A 17,443-nucleotide genomic window follows, 5' to 3' on the forward strand; every position below is an offset into this window, starting at 1 on the left:
GGGAGGGTTAAATAAAAGAGGACTTTGACAGCGGAGCCGTCACAAAGTGAGATAGCTTTGCTCGAAGATTTTCCAACGAGATTGTTGATCAATCAACCGTGATCTGAATGAAGAAGAAAACCAGAACTAAAGCTAATCCCAGATAGCCAATGGCATTAGCGACACCGATCAGTTCTGAGCGACCTTGTGCGAGAGAAGTGATAACGATCCCAACCAGAATACAGGCCAGCCCTACCACCATACTGAACTTCGTCCACCGAGAAGTTGACTCAGATCTCTGGGTCGGTTCGTTAGTCATTTGTAGAATATTAGAGAGCATCATCAAAAAATAGGCGACGCAAATACACCATGACTCATTCCATATGATACCTCCTAATTGGCAGGTCAGAGCCAGCGTAACAGAAACGCAAGGCTAGGCTGGAAAAGAAATCGTAATGCAGCCGCTCCAGAACCGAGTCCGATGTAACTCACCAAAACAACGAATTTCGACTGGCCGTCTTCGAAGCCAGTGAGAAAATGGTACAAGATGAGCGACGCTGTCGCCTGCACGACAAACAGTGAAACGAGAGTTCCTATCAGAAAGAAGCCAGGACCACCCGTCACCCAGAGGAATTCTGACGGTGCCCATACACTTCCGACAACTGTCAGACTCCACCCAATCACGACGTAGGCGACAAAAACAACGGTACTGACGAGCATCCCACGGGTACCCCAGATAGCCGACCACCGTAGCCAGCGCTCGAGGAGTCCTGCGATACGAGTGCGATTCGAGCGCGGGGGGATCTCGCTGTCCATTTGTAGTTTTGGTAGTCACCTCTGAGTCCACTGATACAGGGTATATGTGACGAATACAGTGATGTACACGACTGCAAGGACTTCAGTTACGAGTGATCGACCGAGGATGACGACTAGACCGATTACAAGTGGCCCGAGTAGCAGTAGTGAGTCAAAGACTCGGTTATCCGCCCCTGCCTCAAACACGTAGGAGACGACCGGTAAATCCCTCAATTTCATGAGTATAGGCCTCCACGGTTGAATATCGTTCTGAGCATCACGAGTACTGGAATGATTTCGAGTCGACCAATCCACATATTGAAGAGGAACGTAACCTTTCCGATTGTGGGAAGCGACTCAGGCCCCGTAATCCCCGACGAGAGTCCTACGTTACCCTGTGCACTGGCTACCTCGAACACGACATTAGCGAGCGAGTACTCAGCGGCTGGAAGCGTAAGTAGCAAGATGAAGGTGCCGACAACGAGGAATGTAATCCACAGAACGACGATAATAGCTGCCTCCATGAATTCGCGGCTGGCCGCTTCTTCACTTAACCGACGTCCATTGATGTTCAGTCGCCGGACAGCAGTATCGGGGTAGAAGACATCTGCGATGTGATACCGAATTCCTTTCGCGAGTGTTAATCCACGAATGAGTTTGATACCACCCGCCGTGGAGCCAGCCGCACCACCGACGAACATCCCGAACGCGACTGTAAGTTGCGCATATGATGGCCACCGGCCTAGTGCGACGTTGGTCGAATCAACAGCTGTCTGGAATCCAGTACAGGTCGCAGCTGAGACGAATTGGAACAATCCGTAGCGCAGGGCGGCAAATGGCGTCTTATAAGCGCCTCCGAAGTACAGGAACGCCCACAGGAGAGCGGACCCGAGACCCATATAGCCGAACACCCATCGAGTCTGGAGGTCCGTGTAGAAGTTTCGGAGATCCCCCTGCAGGATGAGGTAGTGTACTGGGAATGCAATACTACCCAGCAACATTATCGGAATCAACACGAAATCGATTGCGATACTGTCGTAGGTGGCAATCGAGTTATCCGTGATCGAGAACCCTCCAGTCGCAAGACCGGTCATTGCATGGTTGATCGCCCCCCAAATCGGCATTCCAGCCAACCATAGTGCGAGAATGGAGACGAGCGTAAACAGAATAAATATCCACCAGATGGTTCGAACAGTCGAAACGATACTCGGGTGGATCTTCTCGGAGCGGGCTTCACTCTCGTAGAGCGTGAGCGATCCACTTCCGGGGCGTGAAAGAATCGCTGTCGTCAGGACGATAACACCGACACCGCCAACCCATTCGGTGAACGTCCGCCACCACTGAAGCGTACGTGGCAGGACTTCCTCATTGTCGGTCATGGTAAGTCCGGTCCCAGTGAATCCACTCATGCTCTCGAAAATGGCATTGAGTGGGTCAGTAAACGCCGCAAGTGTCGCTGTTTGGGTAGGGGCGAAACCTGGGATGCCAAGCTGAACGCTCCACGCAATCAAGAGAAATGGGAACGAGCCGAAGACTCCCACCAAAAACCAACCCGACGCAGCGACGACCATCCCGTGGAGTCGTCCCGGAGCTTCGGCTTCACGGAATCGCTGGTATAACACTCGGCCAATCGCCAGCGGAATAACGGCCGAAACGAGGAGTGCTGGGACTGCATAATATTCGCCCCAGACGATCGGGACGACGAGTGAAACGAGCATCATTCCCCCAAGTGCCTCAAGGATACGACCGAGGTCCCGGCCGACTGTTGCGACAGATCCGTTCATATGTTCTCCGTAATCACGACCAAGCAATCAACTGTTGTACTGGGGTTTGGCATGGTTGACTCACTAGAGATGGTCTTCGTAGTGACCGAAGATGTCCGTAATCTCGGGATCGGCACCAACCCCAGAATACACAGTCAAAAGATCCCCTTTCTTGATTACTGTAGTGCCACGGGGAGTGATTGGGTGGTCGTTCTCCTCACGCTCAATCGCCACGACAAGCATCTCGTCGGTGAGAAGTCCAGCCTGTGCGGCTTCTTGAAGCGTTTTCCCTGCGATAGGTGCCTCTTTCGTGACTGTGATTTCGAAGACCTCTGCCTCATCACCAATACGCATATAATCAACAATCGCTGGACGTGCGACAGCCCGATACAGATAGTCGGCAATCAGCTGTTGTGGGTTCTCCATCGTGTTCACGCCAATCTGCCGAAAAAGGCTCATATGTTCGGGATTGTGGACGACAGAGAGAATTGCCGGGATTTCGAATTCTTTTGCGAGTAGGCAGGTCATCACGTTCGTTGCATCCTGATCCGTCGTCGAGATGAGTGCGTCGGCCTGCGCAGCACCAGCATCCGCTAACGTGTCTTTTGTCGTGGCGTCGGCGTTCAGTACCAGACAATCAAACCGATTAGCGGCTCGATTTGCGCGTTTGTCATCGCGTTCGATGACGACGACTTCGTTGCCTGCTTTTGTTGCGATATCGATGAGTGGTGTACCGATATCGCCAGCACCGATGATGATGATGTACATGTTGTTAGACCTCCAGCCTCCGCAGAAGGGCTTCTCGAACTGACATCGGAGATTTCTCTTTTCCGCGCGCCATTACGACTGTTTGAGCTAGTTCTGCACCGATTTTCTCGGGGAGCGAGCCGAATACTGCCTGCGAAATCGTCCCCGCTCGTGTGGCACCGACACAGACGGTGTCGTACTCCTGAGCAGCCTCAATGATGGCTTGTTTAGTGTCCTCAACTACCATCACCTTGGACTCGTACGCCATGTACTCGATTCCAGCACGTTCAGCTAAGTCGGCGATCACCGCTTCACCACGTTCGGTTGGCGAGAGATCTTCGTCACTATCGCTCTCTGGGGACTGCACGTTGAGGAGCGTCAACGAGGCCTCGTCAGCTGAGGCAACAAATTCAGCAGCACGTTGGGCTGCAACCGGCGCGTGTGGGCCCTCACCAGCAAGCACCATGATGTCTCCTTCTCCGCGTCCGTCTTCCAGCCCGAGCTTCACGAGCGTTGCATCACACGGGGCACGTCCGATAACGGGGTCGATCGTCGACCCGAGGACGTGTTCGCGTCGGCTCCGGGTACCTTGCCAGCCAAGCAGGACGTGGTCTGCGCTTTCCTCTTCGATCACGTCAAGTATAACAGATCCCGCGTTACGACCGACAATCGCCCTAGTTCGGAGCCCGATGTCGAGCTCAGTCGCAATATCACGAGCAGAATCAAGCAGTTCTCGTTGCCGTTCAACTCGCTCTTCCTCGAAGGTGAGATCCTGGGAAAGGGAAGTTTGGCGCGGGACTTCAATGACGTTTACGGCGATTACCTCAGCGTGATCGCTTTCGTGGGCATGCGCGCTTGCCGCAGCCATCCGGAGAAGGTCCCGTTCTGTCTCCGGGTTCGCAACCGGGACGACGACACGATACCGTCCTTCACCATTCGCCACCGGAGCCGGTTCGGGTGCAATCGCTTCGCCGACGAGGCTCTCACTGAGCGCCCGGTCACGTGCGTAGAAGAGGTACCAAATCACACCGAAAACGACGATGACAGACCCGATAGCCTGGACGATGAGACTCATCTGGACGAGAATCACGAGGCATGCCACGAATCCCAAGATGGGCACGATGGGGTACAGGAGGCTCGGGATTTTGAAAGATGGGTCGTACGCCTCAGGGTTCGCGCGGCGTAACACGACGACAGCAACGTGAACGAGGGCGTACGTCACGAGATACATGAAGCTCGCCACCTCAGCGAGCGTTCCAATTCCAACGCCAACAGCAATCAGTACGAGCGTGATAACACCCGTGACTGTAATCGCACGGTACGGCGTCCGGAACCGGCCGTGAACTTCGTTGAGCCAGTTGACGAGAATTCGATCACGGCCCATCGCGAAGTTGACTCGTGCCGCCGAAAGGATACTGGCGTTTGCACTCGATACTGTCGCAAGGACGGCACCAATAATCATCACCAGCGCCCCGATCGTCCCCATGAACTCGGTAGCGACGTCGGCAACCGGAATCTGGGAGGCTGACAGTGCTTCGATAGAGAGCGTTCCGGTTGAGACGAACATCACACCGACATACATCAGCGTCGGCGTCACGACAGCCGCAATCATCGCGAGTGGGAGATTGCGACTCGGGTTCTTGATCTCTTCAGCACTGGTTGCAATAACCTCGAAGCCGATGAACGAGACGTAGACGGTCCCGATTGTTGCTGCAACGGCTGGCCACCCGTTGGGGTTGAATTCTCCAATAGTCGGACCACTGAATAGACCTAACCCGAGGAACGCAAGGATGAGTCCAACAAGTGAAAGGACGATGACGTTCTGGAGTGCGCCCGTTTCCTTGACACCATAGTAGTTGACGCCGGTCAAGAGCGCAGCCATCACAAGCGCAGCGATGGTAATGCCGACTTGGCCCCAGCCGGCGAGGAAGCCAACGTACTGCCCCAGTCCCGGAAGTAGGTACTGGCCGAAGCCGATCATGTAGAAGGCAGAGGCGAACGTTAACCCAGCCCACATTCCCCAACCGACGATGCTCCCGAAGAACGGCCCAAGTGCGCGATTGACGTAGTAGTAACTTCCGCCGGCTTTCGGCATACCGGTCGCCAACTCCGAGAGAGAAAGAGCCGCTAACAACGAAACTAGACCCCCTGCAAAGAACGAAATCATACTGGCGGGGCCAGCCTGCTGAGCAGCGATACTCGGAAGGACGAAAATCCCTGCTCCGATCATCGTCCCCAGACCGATGGTGTAGGCCTCTAGGAAGCCGAGGTCACGGGCGAGTTCTTGCTCAGTCTCACTCATATGATAACCCTCCGTCTTGTATCGGTCCGTGTGTGCAGTTTTGAATCAAGTCGACGATCATTCGTTTTTGGTCTCTTCCGGGAGTGCGATGACCGGACGGTCTGCGTCCGTGATCAGCTTGAGTGCTGTATCACCTGATAAGAATTGAACAAGCCGATTTCCTCCCCGGGGGCGGAATGCGATAGCACTCGCATTTACATCGGCCGCAACGTCGATAATCGCAGTAACGACGTCTCTACTGTATGCAGTTTCCGTGTCTATCCCTGGAATGAATCCACGAAACGCACCAAACGCATTCGACGCTCGTTGTTCTGCTTGTTCGAGAGGTAACTTGTCGGGTACTCCCTCTCCCTTCTCGATAATATGAACGACAGTAACCTGTCCATATTCATAGGTGTCGAGTATTCGCGCGGTTTCACGTGCGTCCTCTTCATTTGCAACCGGGACAACGAGATGTTTTGTGATTTTTTCGGACATGACTTATTCCTCCGTCTCGGTGTACTTCGGGTTCTCAGCACCACAATGAGGGCAGACGGATGCTTCCTTGTCGAGGATTCCTCCACAAGATCCACACCGAATTTGCTGGGCGTTATGAACGTCTCCAAGATACGCCCAGTGCAGGGACTCTGTCCCGTCCATCCGATGCTCCCGGCGGACATGATAGAGCGACACACGATCCGTATTCACACCGGGACCTTCTGGATTAGGGGGGTGCTTTCGTACGAGTGCGTACGCGCCGTGGTCTTCTATTTTGAGGACCTCTCCAGCAGCAGTCGCCTCAATTTCCTCCTCGATTGGGGTTCGAAGCGCTTCGATACGGCGCTCAACATACGAAAGCACGGATTTCAATTCGGGGAGGCCCAGCGCATCAATTCGCTGGATGAGCGTATCGGAGAGGTTATTGGGTGGTGCTGATCCCTCACTTGAGTCCACCATTATCTCACCACCTGCTTACAGCAATATGGTACTCTTCTGGTTCAGACAGCCGATTAATTCTGAAATCCCTCGTTCGCATCGCGTCTCCCAATGCCAACGTGAGGTGTGTGGGAACCGAGTTCATATTTGAGCGACATTGCGGAAAGATAAATAACTGCCGCATTTTTCAACGATTACCTATTTTGACCGTATGCTATTTTCTGTTCGTTCGACCCTATGGTCAGCGTGTTTGCTGCTTGCTGAGGGGGTTTTCAGTTATTCAACCCGCATTCGAGTATTAGTAGAGTCATAGAATTCAAACGAATACCTAACAATAAGTTAAAAGTGAGTTTGCTACCAAAGTTGAGGTATAAATATGTCTCTTCAAATCGATACGACCGACGAACAAATCCTGTATTATCTGTCGCAGGAAGCCCGTCACACGTCTGCACCTGATATCGCAGAGAAAGTTGACGTCTCGGCACCGACTGTCCGGAATCGAATCCGCCGACTCGAAGAAGCAGGTGTAATCAGAGGCTATCATGCCGATATTGATTACCAAAAGGTCAGTGGACGACTCACAAACCACTACGTCTGCAGTACGGGTTCCCGGGATCGCGAAGAGATGGCCCAACGAGTCCTCGACTTACCGGGCGTAATTAATGTTCGAGAGATCATGTCCGGCAAAGGTGATCTCCGGATTACAGTCGTTGGAACAGATACAGATGACCTCACCCGAATCGCACAAGGAATCACGTCCCTCGGCATCGAAATCGACGACGAAGATTTGGTCCATCGAGAATATTTCCGTCCGTATGCTCCATTCGGTCCTCGAGACGAAAAACTAGCTTCCCCCGTCACAGGCGTTGCGGGACTGGCAGGGGATGCCGATGTTGTGGAAATTCTCGTTAGAGAAGATGCACCGATTGCTGGGAAAACGCTTCAAGAAGCGAACGAAGTAGGCCTCATCCCTTCGGATGTGCTGGTCGTCCGAATCAATCGTGATGAAGGAACCATTACGCCAACTGGCCAAACCCTAATCAAGGAGAGCGATTTCGTTACGATTCATTCCCGGTCCGGGGTTACTGAAGAGACATTGACCGCATTCACTGGCCAGTGAGCCATTGCACAAGATGCGGAACAAATCTACAGATAGGCGAGGCGAGCGCCTCGGGGCTTGACCGCGAGGGTGAAGCCGACAACTCCTAACCTATCAACGGTTATCTATACCTTTACAAAACTCCTGTCCCACGATTAGAGTATGGAGAAGTCGCTGACGAAGACATTAGTCTTCCAACTCCAACCCGGCAACGAGCGACTTCTTTCTGAAGCGTACCACGAAGTTCGGTCAGCAAGAGCGGCATCGGTACTTCACGATGCGAAAGCGGATGCAGAACGTTGGACAAACAGCGTTCGACCGCATGTTCGAGAACAAAGAGGAACGATACGTTCACGACCAACTCCACCAAGTCTCCCGGCGAATCGTGGAGTGGGTTCAAGAATTCGAGTCGCCGCTCGTTGTGTTTGAAGACCTCAGGCATATGCGAGACTCGATTGACTACGGGACTCGGATGAATCGCCGGTTGCACTCCTTACCGTTTCACAAACTCCGTTGGTTCGTCGTGTACAAAGCGGTGTTCGAGGGGGATTCCGAGCGATGATATTGACCCGGCTTACATCAGTCAGACGTGTTCTTTTACTGAGTGTGAGCATACTGCTCGGTCGAATCGTCGGAAGAAACGGTTCAAGTGCAACGCGTGTGGTCGGCAAGACCACGCTGACCGAAACGCGGCAGTAAACATTGCGAAGAAAGGGTTGGAGTCGTTGAATCGAAATGTGCCTGCTCTCAAGACGTTACCGACTGTTCGGAAACTGCGACGCCAGGCATCGGGCTGTGTGAATCTGCCGACCGTGACCCATCCGACCGTTCGAGGCTATCAGGCCGATGGTCGGGTGGGAGTGTCCGATTAATCCACGGGAAGCCTCGGGGTCGTCCGAAACGGCTGCGCCGTTTCGTGATGACGAGAGACCACAGGTCTCTCGAACCACTTGACCTCGAGGCGGTTCACAAGCCACTACACCAAGTGATTGATCCATTTATATAGTGGCTAGAGTTCTAAGAAACGTTAATTTGTGTTGGGGGCCAGAACTAGACAAATGGGATTACTCGAGCTGCTTCAGCGAGCAAGGAGAAGCGATGAGAGTACCCTGTACGAGTGTCGAGACTGTGGAACGTGTGTCTTCCCAGAGAGGGAGAAATGTCCAAGCTGTGGTTCGACCGAAATTGCCTGCTACGAATTTTGAAGAATTATGGCCGCTCAATCGCTCCATGAAAGTATTATAGTCGGTGGAGGTGTGACAACCATTTCAGTCGGAGCATGCCTCCCGTGGTTGAAAATCAACCCGGACCTCACCCCGGGCGCTGAGATACTGACGATCCTCTCCCCGGAATGAACGCGGGATTTGTGAGGATGATCTTCATTACGACACACCTGAGTTCGCGTGTACCATCTTCCTGCGAGGAGGGAATCCCGGCCTTCACAGTAGTTGCCGAATCAGATTTGACTCAGTGCTGAACGCAACACTGGAACTGAAGACCTCAACATTATGGCAGACTATTCTGCTGTAAATTCGTTGAGAGAGCGAGGGAACGCCGCGCCAGCGGCGTTCCCGAGCGATGCCTCTCCACGANACTATTCTGCTGTAAATTCGTTGAGAGAGCGAGGGAACGCCGCGCCAGCGGCGTTCCCGAGCGATGCCTCTCCACGAGAGGGCTTACTCACCGGTCACCCCGGTCAAACTCGAATGCGCACTTAACCGTAGTCTGTCCAGAGAGCGAATCTTCGGAAGATTCGTGTCGAGATCGGCGGTGTCTTCGGAGCTGTTCTGTCCGAAGCTAAGATGTTAACTAACACCCAGAGGTTGTACAGCGAAACCGCGAACAGAAAGTAGAATAACCGAACCGAGAACGTCGGCGCCGACGTTCTCGGAAGGGACTCGCCGATCTGTCGATACGACGTTTCGATCCCCCAGCGGCGGCGAAACGCCGCCGCGTACGCTTTCGCTGTCGACGCGTCCACGTCTAAACACGTTACGAACCAGACGTGCTCATCTTCGGTTGTGCGGTGCGGAACCGCAAAAACCGTGACGTCTAGATGCCGTCGGCTTGCGGTTTCGCTGCATTGTGTATTCTTCGGCAACCGTCTCAGCGTGGCCGCTGAGACGGTCTTCCATCCCACTACTCGGACGTGCGCGTACGATGTAATCGACATCTAGCCGCTCTAACTCCGCAACGACGTGGACTTGGTAGAAGCCACGGTCGAGGTATACGTGCCGAATTGAGACGTGCTTTTGGGCTGTTTCGAGCAAGGAGCGAACGGCTTCGCGCTTAGCGCGAAAGCCGTTCGCGTCCATTGGTACTACGTCAAGCGTAAACCGCGTGCGTGGCGCAACGATACATAGCGTTGCAAAACAGAATGCTCTGTTTGTTCCGAGAGCAGGATACGTCGTTATCACGTGGTCAGTGTCGGCAGAACCATAGAACCGCCATTCGTGGAGGTCGATGGCGACATGGACGAACGCAGGAAGTCGCCGCTGAGACCGGAGGACTTCGAACACCTGATCTCGGACGCCATCGAACTGGTCGTTGATGGCACCCGTTGAGAGGGTTCGCAAGTGGTACAACAGCGATTTAGCGAGAGGATTCCGAGCAGTGGACGTGAGGTCCACTTGCTCATCGCGCTCAAGTTGGAGCGTCTTCCCACCCGTGTTTGCGAACTCGTGGTCGATGGCGATACGAGAGAGGATTTCGCGGAAATCCTCTCTCGTGTACTTCCCACACGATTTGACGCCGAATTCAAGTTCTGGGAACAGCACCGTCGAAACAGCACGACAGAGTTGTTTCGCCTCTGCTGTCTGGACCATCTTTCAACCAACGCAGCACAGCGTGAAGAACCTCAGTTAGGTTCGGCAACTACTGTTTACGCCTGGATCCCCTCACTACAGAAAGATGAGAGGACAGGCAGGGAGCTGTCCGACGCGTGACCGCCCCGAACCCGTTTCGAACGATAACTCTCTACTCGGTGCAAGTACCTCGGGTGACACGGGACGCGTGCGTGGCTAATCGAATGGCGTGAGACCAACCCAACGGCGTTGCGCTGTCCGGCGCACCGGTGTCGAAGAACTGCTCTGGGAGGTAGCCCGATGGAAGGCACAGACTGCCGTCGAGATCTATTTCGTCGAACAACCGATCCGCCCACGTTTCGGGGTCGTACTCGTCAGTCGACGAGAAGAGTCGAATCGACTTCTCGGCCGCGTACGCGCCCCAGCCAGTCGAGACGGTCCAAACCTTCTCGCTTCCCTGCCCTCGCTGCCGCCACGTATCGCCCTCGAATCGCGTGAGTCCGGAGATGTCGCCGGTCTCTTTCCAAAGCCTGGAGAACGCGGTTTGGAGGTGACACTCGAGTCGCCGCAATCGCGTGTCGCCGATATCCTCGATGGCTCGGTAGGCGAGGTAGGCGTCGACGAGCGAGAACGTCGTGCTGTCGACTCGGTCGTCCAAGTCACCGTCCCCGTCGTCTAATCGGAGCGCGTAGATACCCTTGTCGGCGGCCCACGCCATATCGAGCGCGTCAAAGACCTCCGTTGCCCGCGTCGCTGCGCGCTCGCTGGTGGCGGTATCGTACGTGACCGACGCAATCGTACTGTAGGCCTGAACGAACTTCGCGGCGGTGTGCGTGAAACGACCATTCGTATTCTCCCACGCGTTTTCGCATACCGTCGGAAAGCCATCGTCTTTCAGCGAACTGTCGAGCCCATCGACTCCCGACTGTAACGCGTTCTCGATGGCCTCGACCGTGACGTTTCGGAGCGACTGTCGGTATGTCGAGAGGTACTCGGCGAGGAAGACGAGGACACTCGCAGTCTGGTCGGCTTGGTACTGCGTTTCCGTGCCCTCGATGTGGCCGTTCGCCCACCCCGGCGCAAGCCGGCCGTTCATCGGCCACACCCGATGAGGCCACCGGCCGTCAGGTAACTGCGTCTGCAAGTAAAACTCGGCGCTCTGTCGGTGTGCCTCGGCTGCGCCGAACCCGAGCGATTCGTCGGCTTCCAAGAGAAACGTCGAAACTTCTCCGTCGTCTCGAAACCACGTGTAGCCATAGCCGCCGGAGTACTGGTAGTATGGGTCGAAATCCGGCCCCGCAATTCGGGCCCCAGTCGGTGCGGAGAGCAACTCAAGGACCGAAAGGTCAGTCGCGACGAGTCGGTCCGTGACCGTGGGATACTGTCCTGCCTGCCGTGCCGTCGCGAGGAGCGCGGCTGAAGCGCTGTTGGTTCGTCGCGTCCGGGTCGCGACCGCAGAGAGCGCATCCGAGCGCGACTGCGTTTCGATGTCCGACAGCAGGGTGACGAGACTGGTCTCACCGTCCTCGAAAGCGACGCGGACGCCAACACCACCGGTGAGGCGACTCTCCTCGTACTCTTCGGACGCACCGAACTCCGGAAACGACCGCGATTCCGCGGCGAGTATCTCGTCGAACCGCTCGAGTACTTGGGGCGTACACTCCACGAACTCAGTCGAGGCGCCGAGGTAGTCGTGTTCTCGGTTGTGATACACCTCAACGACGTCGTCGTGGACGAGTTGCCCGACGCGCCCATCTCGCCCCTCCGGGCTGATCTCGATGAACGCGGCCAGTTCGATATCCTCCGGTGCACCGTCGCCAAGCTCAAACGCCGTCGTGTGGGCGAGCCCGTCGGTAACGTCGCGTTGTACCACGTCGAACCCATCGAGACGGTGCGTCGTCTCGACGAGCGACCGACCCGCTCGGTACGTCTGAATCCCCGTGTCGAGCGCATCGAACCACTCGATAGTGTCACCGAAACGGATGCCGAAACGCGAGGACACGATGCCGCCGAATCCCGAAAGTGGGTACGAGTAGTCCCGTAGTGACCCGGCCGGTGACACGTGAACGAGGCGTTGGTCCGACCCGCTGAATCTGCCTCGCCGCGTGCGCCGTTCGCCCGGAAATACGTCGGTCGCGTCTTCGTTCTGCTTGTAATCGTCGAGTGACCGTCGGAGTCCCATACACCTACTGGCCACAGAGTCCAGATAAAGTTCTTGTGATATCTCAAAGATAATCCCTAAATTATAAGTGGCCCTATTTTGATGAACAATTCGGACGATGACAACGAACCCAGAGACGAGCAAGACGACGAAGAAGAGCGTCTCACGACGGCGGTTTATCGCCGCTGCAGGTGCGACGGGAGTCACAGCGGGCCTCTCCGGCTGTGCGAGTATGTTCGGCAACGGCTCCGACACCGGTGGACAGGTCGGTGAGTCCGAAAGCGGCGGAACGACCGTCGTCTGGGGCTTTGACGCGACTGTCGCACAGGACCACGCGGACCAGCTCCGTACTGCGCTACACGAGAAAGGGGGACTCTCGGACGACATCCGCGTCGAGTTCCAGCCGGGCCAGCCGGACAGCGGGAAGCGTCGCTCGACGTACAACCGGCTCTTGAGCTCTCAGGAGACGACGCCGGACATGTTCATGATGGACAACGGCTGGGGGAACATCTTCATCCAGCGGGGACAGCTCGCTAACCTCTCTGAGGTGCTCCCCGAGAGTGCGCTTTCGACCATCGAAAACGAGTACTTCGGCGGGTTCACTGAGACGGCCATCGACCCCGCCAGCGGGGACCTGTTCGGTGTTCCGCTGTACCCCGACTACCCGACGATGTTGTACCGGAAAGACCTCGTCGAAGAGGCCGGCTACAATCCGACCGAGGAGAACTGGGCCACCGAGCCGATGACGTGGAAACGGTGGTCGAATATCGCCGCCGAAACACAGGACGTCTCGGGCGTCGATTACGGCTTTACCACCCAGTGGGATATCTACGTCGGCACCGCCTGCTGTACCTTCAACGAGGTGCTGTCCTCGTGGGGCGGCGCCTACTTCGGTGGTCGCGAGAACCTGTTCGGCCCCGTCGGCGAACGACCCGTCACCGTCGACTCGGACCCGGTCGTCAACTCGTTGAATATGATGCGAAAGTTCGTCCACGACGAGAGCTTCGACGGGCAGTTTAGCGACTACGGCGGCGGCTTCACGCCGACGAACATCCTCGGGTGGATCGAAGACAGTTCGCTCGCACCGTTCGTCGACGGGAACGCCGTGTTCCACCGCAACTGGCCGTACGCGATTAACCAAGCAGCGTCGGAGTTCGGCGACGACCTCGGGACGATGCCGCTTCCCTACGGCGTCCCCGAAAGCGAGGCGCAGTTCCCCGGAACCGGTGGGTCCACCTCCGCACTCGGCGGCTGGCACATTACTGTCAACCCGAACAGTCAGAAGCTCGACGCAGTCACACAGGTCATCCAAGCGTCGATGCGCGAGGAATTCCAATTGTTCCTTCTGGAGGTCGAGGGGTGGCTACCGCCGCGGGCGAGTCTGTTTAACTCCGAGACGGCTGCGGAGCTCGAACCGGCCGGTGGCTACATGGACACGCTCCGCGTCGCCGGTGAGAACACAATGGCTCGACCGGTGACGGCAGTCTGGAACAACCAATCGAGTAAAATCGCGGAGCAGGCCAATCGCGCGGTCGGACAAGAGGTGTCTTCGTCCGAGGCGATGGCGACGCTCCAGTCCAGTCTCGAAGAGACTGAGAGAGACAACTGACGAGCTGAGAGCTTTACACTCAACAGATCAAATCATGAGTTCCACACCTCTCAGAGGGGTAGTATGAGCGCCGATACGACTGCAAAGTCGGTACGCGAGTCACGGCAGTCGGGGCCAGTCGTCGCCTTCTTGCGGTGGCTGGAGAACCTGAGCGACACGCAGTACGCGTACCTGCTGTTGACCCCGGTATTCGTCCTGCTCGGTATCGTGGCCATCTACCCGCTCTTGCGGACGTTCGAGCTGTCACTATACGCCGTCTCGACCGACCTCTCTAGTGTCCGTTTCGTCGGTCTCGACAACTACGTCGCGCTGTTCACCGGGGAGAAAAACCGGTTCCTTCCCGGTGGGACGACGTTCCTCCCGACTGGGTTCGACGCCGCGAGTCTCCTCGATAGCGCCCTCGTAATTACCCTCATCTTCGCCGTGGCCAGCGTACTGTTCGAGACCCTCATCGGACTGGGGCAAGCGCTCGTCTTAGATCAAGACTTCTATGGCCGGCGGTGGGTCCGTGCGGCGATTATCATTCCGTGGGCCGTCCCAATCGTCATTCAGGGGATGATGTTCTTTTTAATGTTCGACTCAAACGTCGGGTTCGCCACGCCGATTCTCGCCGACCTCGGAGTAGTGGCGCCGACCAACACATTGAACGACACGGTCAGCGCGACGTTCATCATTATCGTCGCCGACATCTGGAAGACCTCGGCGTTCATGGCGCTACTCATCCTTGCCGGGCTCCAGAGCATCAATCGTAGCCTGTACGACGTGGCTCGTGTCGCCGGTGCGAGCAAGTGGCAGCAGTTCAGATACATCACGCTCCCGCTCATCCTGCCGACCATCGGGGTTGCGGTGTTATTCCGCTCGGTGCAGGCGATGCGCGTGTACGGTATCATCGATACTGTCTCGAGTTGTACCGTCGTCCCCTCACTCTCCTGCATGGTCGTCTCGACGTTCAACACGCACGAGGGGACGTCGGCCGCCATCGCGTTCGTTACGGCGGCCATCATCGGCGTCGTCGTGATGGGAATCATCCTGTGGCAGGGGGAGGACGCGATATAATGTCCAGCGAAATCGAGGATACGTCAGACGATACCGGGCCGCTCGCACGGTGGGCGCGGAATGCGATCCACAACCCACGACGCGTGTACCGAGCGTTGTTCTACGTCGCGATGGCGTTTTTTATGGTCACGACAGTGTTCCCGTTCTACTGGTTACTCGTCCTCGCGGTGACACCACAAGAGAATCTACTTTCCGGGAGTTTCCTCCCAACTGTCGACCTGTTCGGCGTCAGCGGTACGTTTCCGCTCCCCGTTCCGAAGGGATTCAATCCGACAGCGTTCGTTACCGTCTTCGAGCAGGTTCCGTTCCATCTGTACGTGCTGAATAGCTTCGTGCTAGCTGCCACGACGACAGTTATCGTCCTCGTCGTCGCGAGCCTCGCAGGTTACGTGTTCGGACGGATCGAGTTTCCCGGGCGCGCGCTGTTGATGCTCGGTATCCTCGCCATCAGTTACTTCCCGCCGGCAGCGTTCGTCATCCCGCTGTTTCAGGCGTTCGCCGGTAACGCCCCGATAACGATTCCGTTCGTGGGTATCCCGCTCTTCACACCACCCCGACTGCTGAACACCCCGGGGTCGATGGTCATGCCGTTCAGCGCGCTGTTCCTGCCGCTGTCGATATTCATCCTCACGACCTTCTACGGGCAGATTCCCGACGGGTTGGAGGACGCGGCGCGGGNGGGCGCGCTGTTCCGCGTCATCGTGCCGCTTTCGGCACCCGGCGTGGCGACCGCGGGCGTCCTCACGTTCATCAGCGTCTACAACGAGTACTTTTTCAGCTCGATTATGGCGACGTCGCCCGAAGCGTCCAAGTGGTCGCCAATCGTCGGCGGGATTCTCAGCTACCAGACCCAGTACACGACGCAGTACAACCTCATGGCCGCAGCGAGCGTTGTGGGGGTCATCCCGGTCGTCGTCCTCGTCATCATCGCACAGGAACGCATCGTCAGCGGACTGACCGCAGGAGCACTTAAAGAATAACAATGGCACGACTACGACTCGAACACGTAAGCAAGCACTACGACGACGTAACGGCGGTCGACGACATGAACCTCGACATCGACCACGGCGAATTCATCTGCTTTGTCGGCCCATCGGGGTGTGGGAAGTCGACGACGATGGAAAGCATCGCTGGACTTACGAAGCCGAGTGAGGGCGAAATCCACATCGGCGACCGCAAGGTAACGAACCTCCCGCCGAAGGACCGCGGGGTCGCGATGGTGTTCCAGAACATCGCGCTGTTTCCCCACATGGACGTCTATGACAACGTCTCCTTCGGGCTTCGCCTCCGCAACTACGACAAGGAGGAAATCGAGCGCCGCGTCGAACGCGCCGCCGAAATCGTCCAACTGGAGGGAATGCTCGACCGTATGCCCGACGAGATGTCCGGCGGGCAGCGACAGCGCGTCGCCATCGCCCGCGCCATCGTCCGTGAGCCCGATGTCTTCCTCATGGACGAGCCGCTAGCGAACCTCGACGCGAAGCTCAAGGTGCACATGCGGACTGAACTCCAGCGCCTGCACAAGGAACTGGACACGACCATCATCTACGTCACCCACGACCAGGAGGAAGCGATGACGCTCTCAGACCGTATCGCCGTCCTCGACGCCGGCCAGCTCCAGCAGATCGACCCACCGCTCGTCTGTTACAACGAGCCGGCGAACCTGTTCGTCGCCGGCTTCATCGGCTCGCCGTCGATGAACTTCGCTGAGGCGACAGTCACAGAAGACTCGCTTTCGACGGCGAACTTCTCGCTCGCGTTCGATCCGGCGTCTGTCGAGGCTGTGGACGTGGGTGACGAGGTGACTGTCGGAATTCGTCCCGAAGATATCTATCCCGGCGGAACGCGCGTCGAAGTGGAAGACCCCTCTTCGCTCATCTCCACGCGTGTCGATATTCTCGAACCGATGGGCGACGAGATATTCGCGTACATGCTGTTGGGCGAAGGCCGAACCTCGATGGACCAGTCAGGGACTGATGACCAGTTGCTGATGAGCGTTGAGCCCGACTCGACGATTCGGGAAGACACGGCCGTCGAAGTCGTGATAGACCGGGGGAACGTCCACCTCTTCGATACGGCGTCGGGCGGCGCGCTCGCCCACGGCCTTACCCCCGTTTCAGCCGAGTTAGAGACCGAGACGACGGCCGACGCAGACGACTGAATCGACCCGGCGGCCCTCGCCGTCGGCGACGGCGAGACGCAGTGGCTCTCGG

Annotated in this window: 14 protein-coding genes and 1 pseudogene; 7 read left to right on the forward strand and 8 right to left on the reverse strand. The window is 56.7% G+C overall.

Going from position 1 to position 17,443, the window contains the following annotated elements; all coding sequences use genetic code 11:
• Window positions 1-88: 88 nt before the first annotated feature.
• The 6 genes from C457_RS20415 to C457_RS19885 form a co-directional block, all read right to left on the reverse strand.
• The gene (locus C457_RS20415; RefSeq protein ID WP_161611455.1) at window positions 89-241 is read right to left on the reverse strand and encodes a hypothetical protein; all 153 of its coding nucleotides are present in this window, start codon (window positions 239-241) and stop codon (window positions 89-91) included.
• 769 nt (window positions 242-1,010) lie between these two features.
• A complete protein-coding gene (locus C457_RS17920) occupies window positions 1,011-2,558 on the reverse strand; it encodes a TrkH family potassium uptake protein (protein ID WP_008096870.1) in 1,548 nt (515 codons plus the stop codon).
• Between the two features lie 63 nt (window positions 2,559-2,621).
• The gene (locus C457_RS17925) at window positions 2,622-3,305 is read right to left on the reverse strand and encodes a potassium channel family protein (protein ID WP_008096872.1); all 684 of its coding nucleotides are present in this window, start codon (window positions 3,303-3,305) and stop codon (window positions 2,622-2,624) included.
• A gap of 4 nt (window positions 3,306-3,309) precedes the next feature.
• On the reverse strand, window positions 3,310-5,586 hold the full coding sequence (locus C457_RS17930; RefSeq protein WP_008096874.1) for an amino acid permease: 2,277 nt from the start codon (window positions 5,584-5,586) through the stop codon (window positions 3,310-3,312).
• A gap of 57 nt (window positions 5,587-5,643) precedes the next feature.
• The gene (locus C457_RS19880; protein WP_008096876.1) at window positions 5,644-6,063 is read right to left on the reverse strand and encodes a universal stress protein; all 420 of its coding nucleotides are present in this window, start codon (window positions 6,061-6,063) and stop codon (window positions 5,644-5,646) included.
• Window positions 6,064-6,066: 3 nt separating this feature from the next.
• Window positions 6,067-6,522: a zinc ribbon domain-containing protein gene (locus C457_RS19885; RefSeq protein ID WP_239640780.1), complete on the reverse strand. Its 456-nt coding sequence runs from the start codon at window positions 6,520-6,522 to the stop codon at window positions 6,067-6,069.
• A gap of 355 nt (window positions 6,523-6,877) precedes the next feature.
• Here C457_RS19885 and C457_RS19890 point away from each other — a divergent pair, with 355 nt between their 5' ends.
• From C457_RS19890 to C457_RS19895, 3 genes and pseudogenes are all read left to right on the forward strand, one after another.
• Window positions 6,878-7,621, forward strand: a complete 744-nt coding sequence (locus tag C457_RS19890; RefSeq protein ID WP_008096880.1) for an Lrp/AsnC family transcriptional regulator — start codon at window positions 6,878-6,880, stop codon at window positions 7,619-7,621.
• A gap of 229 nt (window positions 7,622-7,850) precedes the next feature.
• Window positions 7,851-8,472: pseudogene (locus C457_RS17940) on the forward strand (RNA-guided endonuclease TnpB family protein); the annotation flags it as partial.
• 186 nt (window positions 8,473-8,658) lie between these two features.
• Entirely contained in the window at window positions 8,659-8,805 is a 147-nt protein-coding gene (locus tag C457_RS19895; RefSeq protein WP_083864320.1) for a zinc ribbon domain-containing protein, read from the forward strand.
• Window positions 8,806-9,609: 804 nt separating this feature from the next.
• Here C457_RS19895 and C457_RS19900 read toward each other — a convergent pair.
• Together C457_RS19900 and C457_RS17945 are read right to left on the reverse strand one after the other, a co-directional pair.
• Window positions 9,610-10,425 (reverse strand): transposase, encoded by an 816-nt coding sequence (locus C457_RS19900; RefSeq protein ID WP_239640781.1) that lies wholly within the window; start codon window positions 10,423-10,425, stop codon window positions 9,610-9,612.
• A 151-nt stretch (window positions 10,426-10,576) separates the two neighbouring features.
• Window positions 10,577-12,586, reverse strand: a complete 2,010-nt coding sequence (locus tag C457_RS17945) for a glycoside hydrolase family 15 protein (protein WP_008096886.1) — start codon at window positions 12,584-12,586, stop codon at window positions 10,577-10,579.
• A gap of 97 nt (window positions 12,587-12,683) precedes the next feature.
• Here C457_RS17945 and C457_RS17950 point away from each other — a divergent pair, with 97 nt between their 5' ends.
• The 4 genes from C457_RS17950 (at window position 12,684) to C457_RS17965 (ending at window position 17,391) form a co-directional block, all read left to right on the forward strand.
• Window positions 12,684-14,174, forward strand: coding sequence for an extracellular solute-binding protein (locus C457_RS17950; RefSeq protein WP_049913710.1), 1,491 nt, complete (start codon window positions 12,684-12,686; stop codon window positions 14,172-14,174).
• A gap of 63 nt (window positions 14,175-14,237) precedes the next feature.
• A complete protein-coding gene (locus tag C457_RS17955; RefSeq protein ID WP_008096891.1) occupies window positions 14,238-15,230 on the forward strand; it encodes a carbohydrate ABC transporter permease in 993 nt (330 codons plus the stop codon).
• Complete coding sequence (locus C457_RS17960; RefSeq protein WP_049913711.1) at window positions 15,230-16,210, forward strand: carbohydrate ABC transporter permease; 981 nt, start codon at window positions 15,230-15,232, stop codon at window positions 16,208-16,210. The genes C457_RS17955 and C457_RS17960 overlap by 1 nt, the downstream gene beginning before the upstream one ends.
• A 2-nt stretch (window positions 16,211-16,212) precedes the next feature.
• The gene (locus C457_RS17965; RefSeq protein WP_008096893.1) at window positions 16,213-17,391 is read left to right on the forward strand and encodes an ABC transporter ATP-binding protein; all 1,179 of its coding nucleotides are present in this window, start codon (window positions 16,213-16,215) and stop codon (window positions 17,389-17,391) included.
• Window positions 17,392-17,443: the final 52 nt, after the last annotated feature.

The organism is Haloferax prahovense DSM 18310, from assembly GCF_000336815.1.
Taxonomy (GTDB): domain Archaea; phylum Halobacteriota; class Halobacteria; order Halobacteriales; family Haloferacaceae; genus Haloferax; species Haloferax prahovense.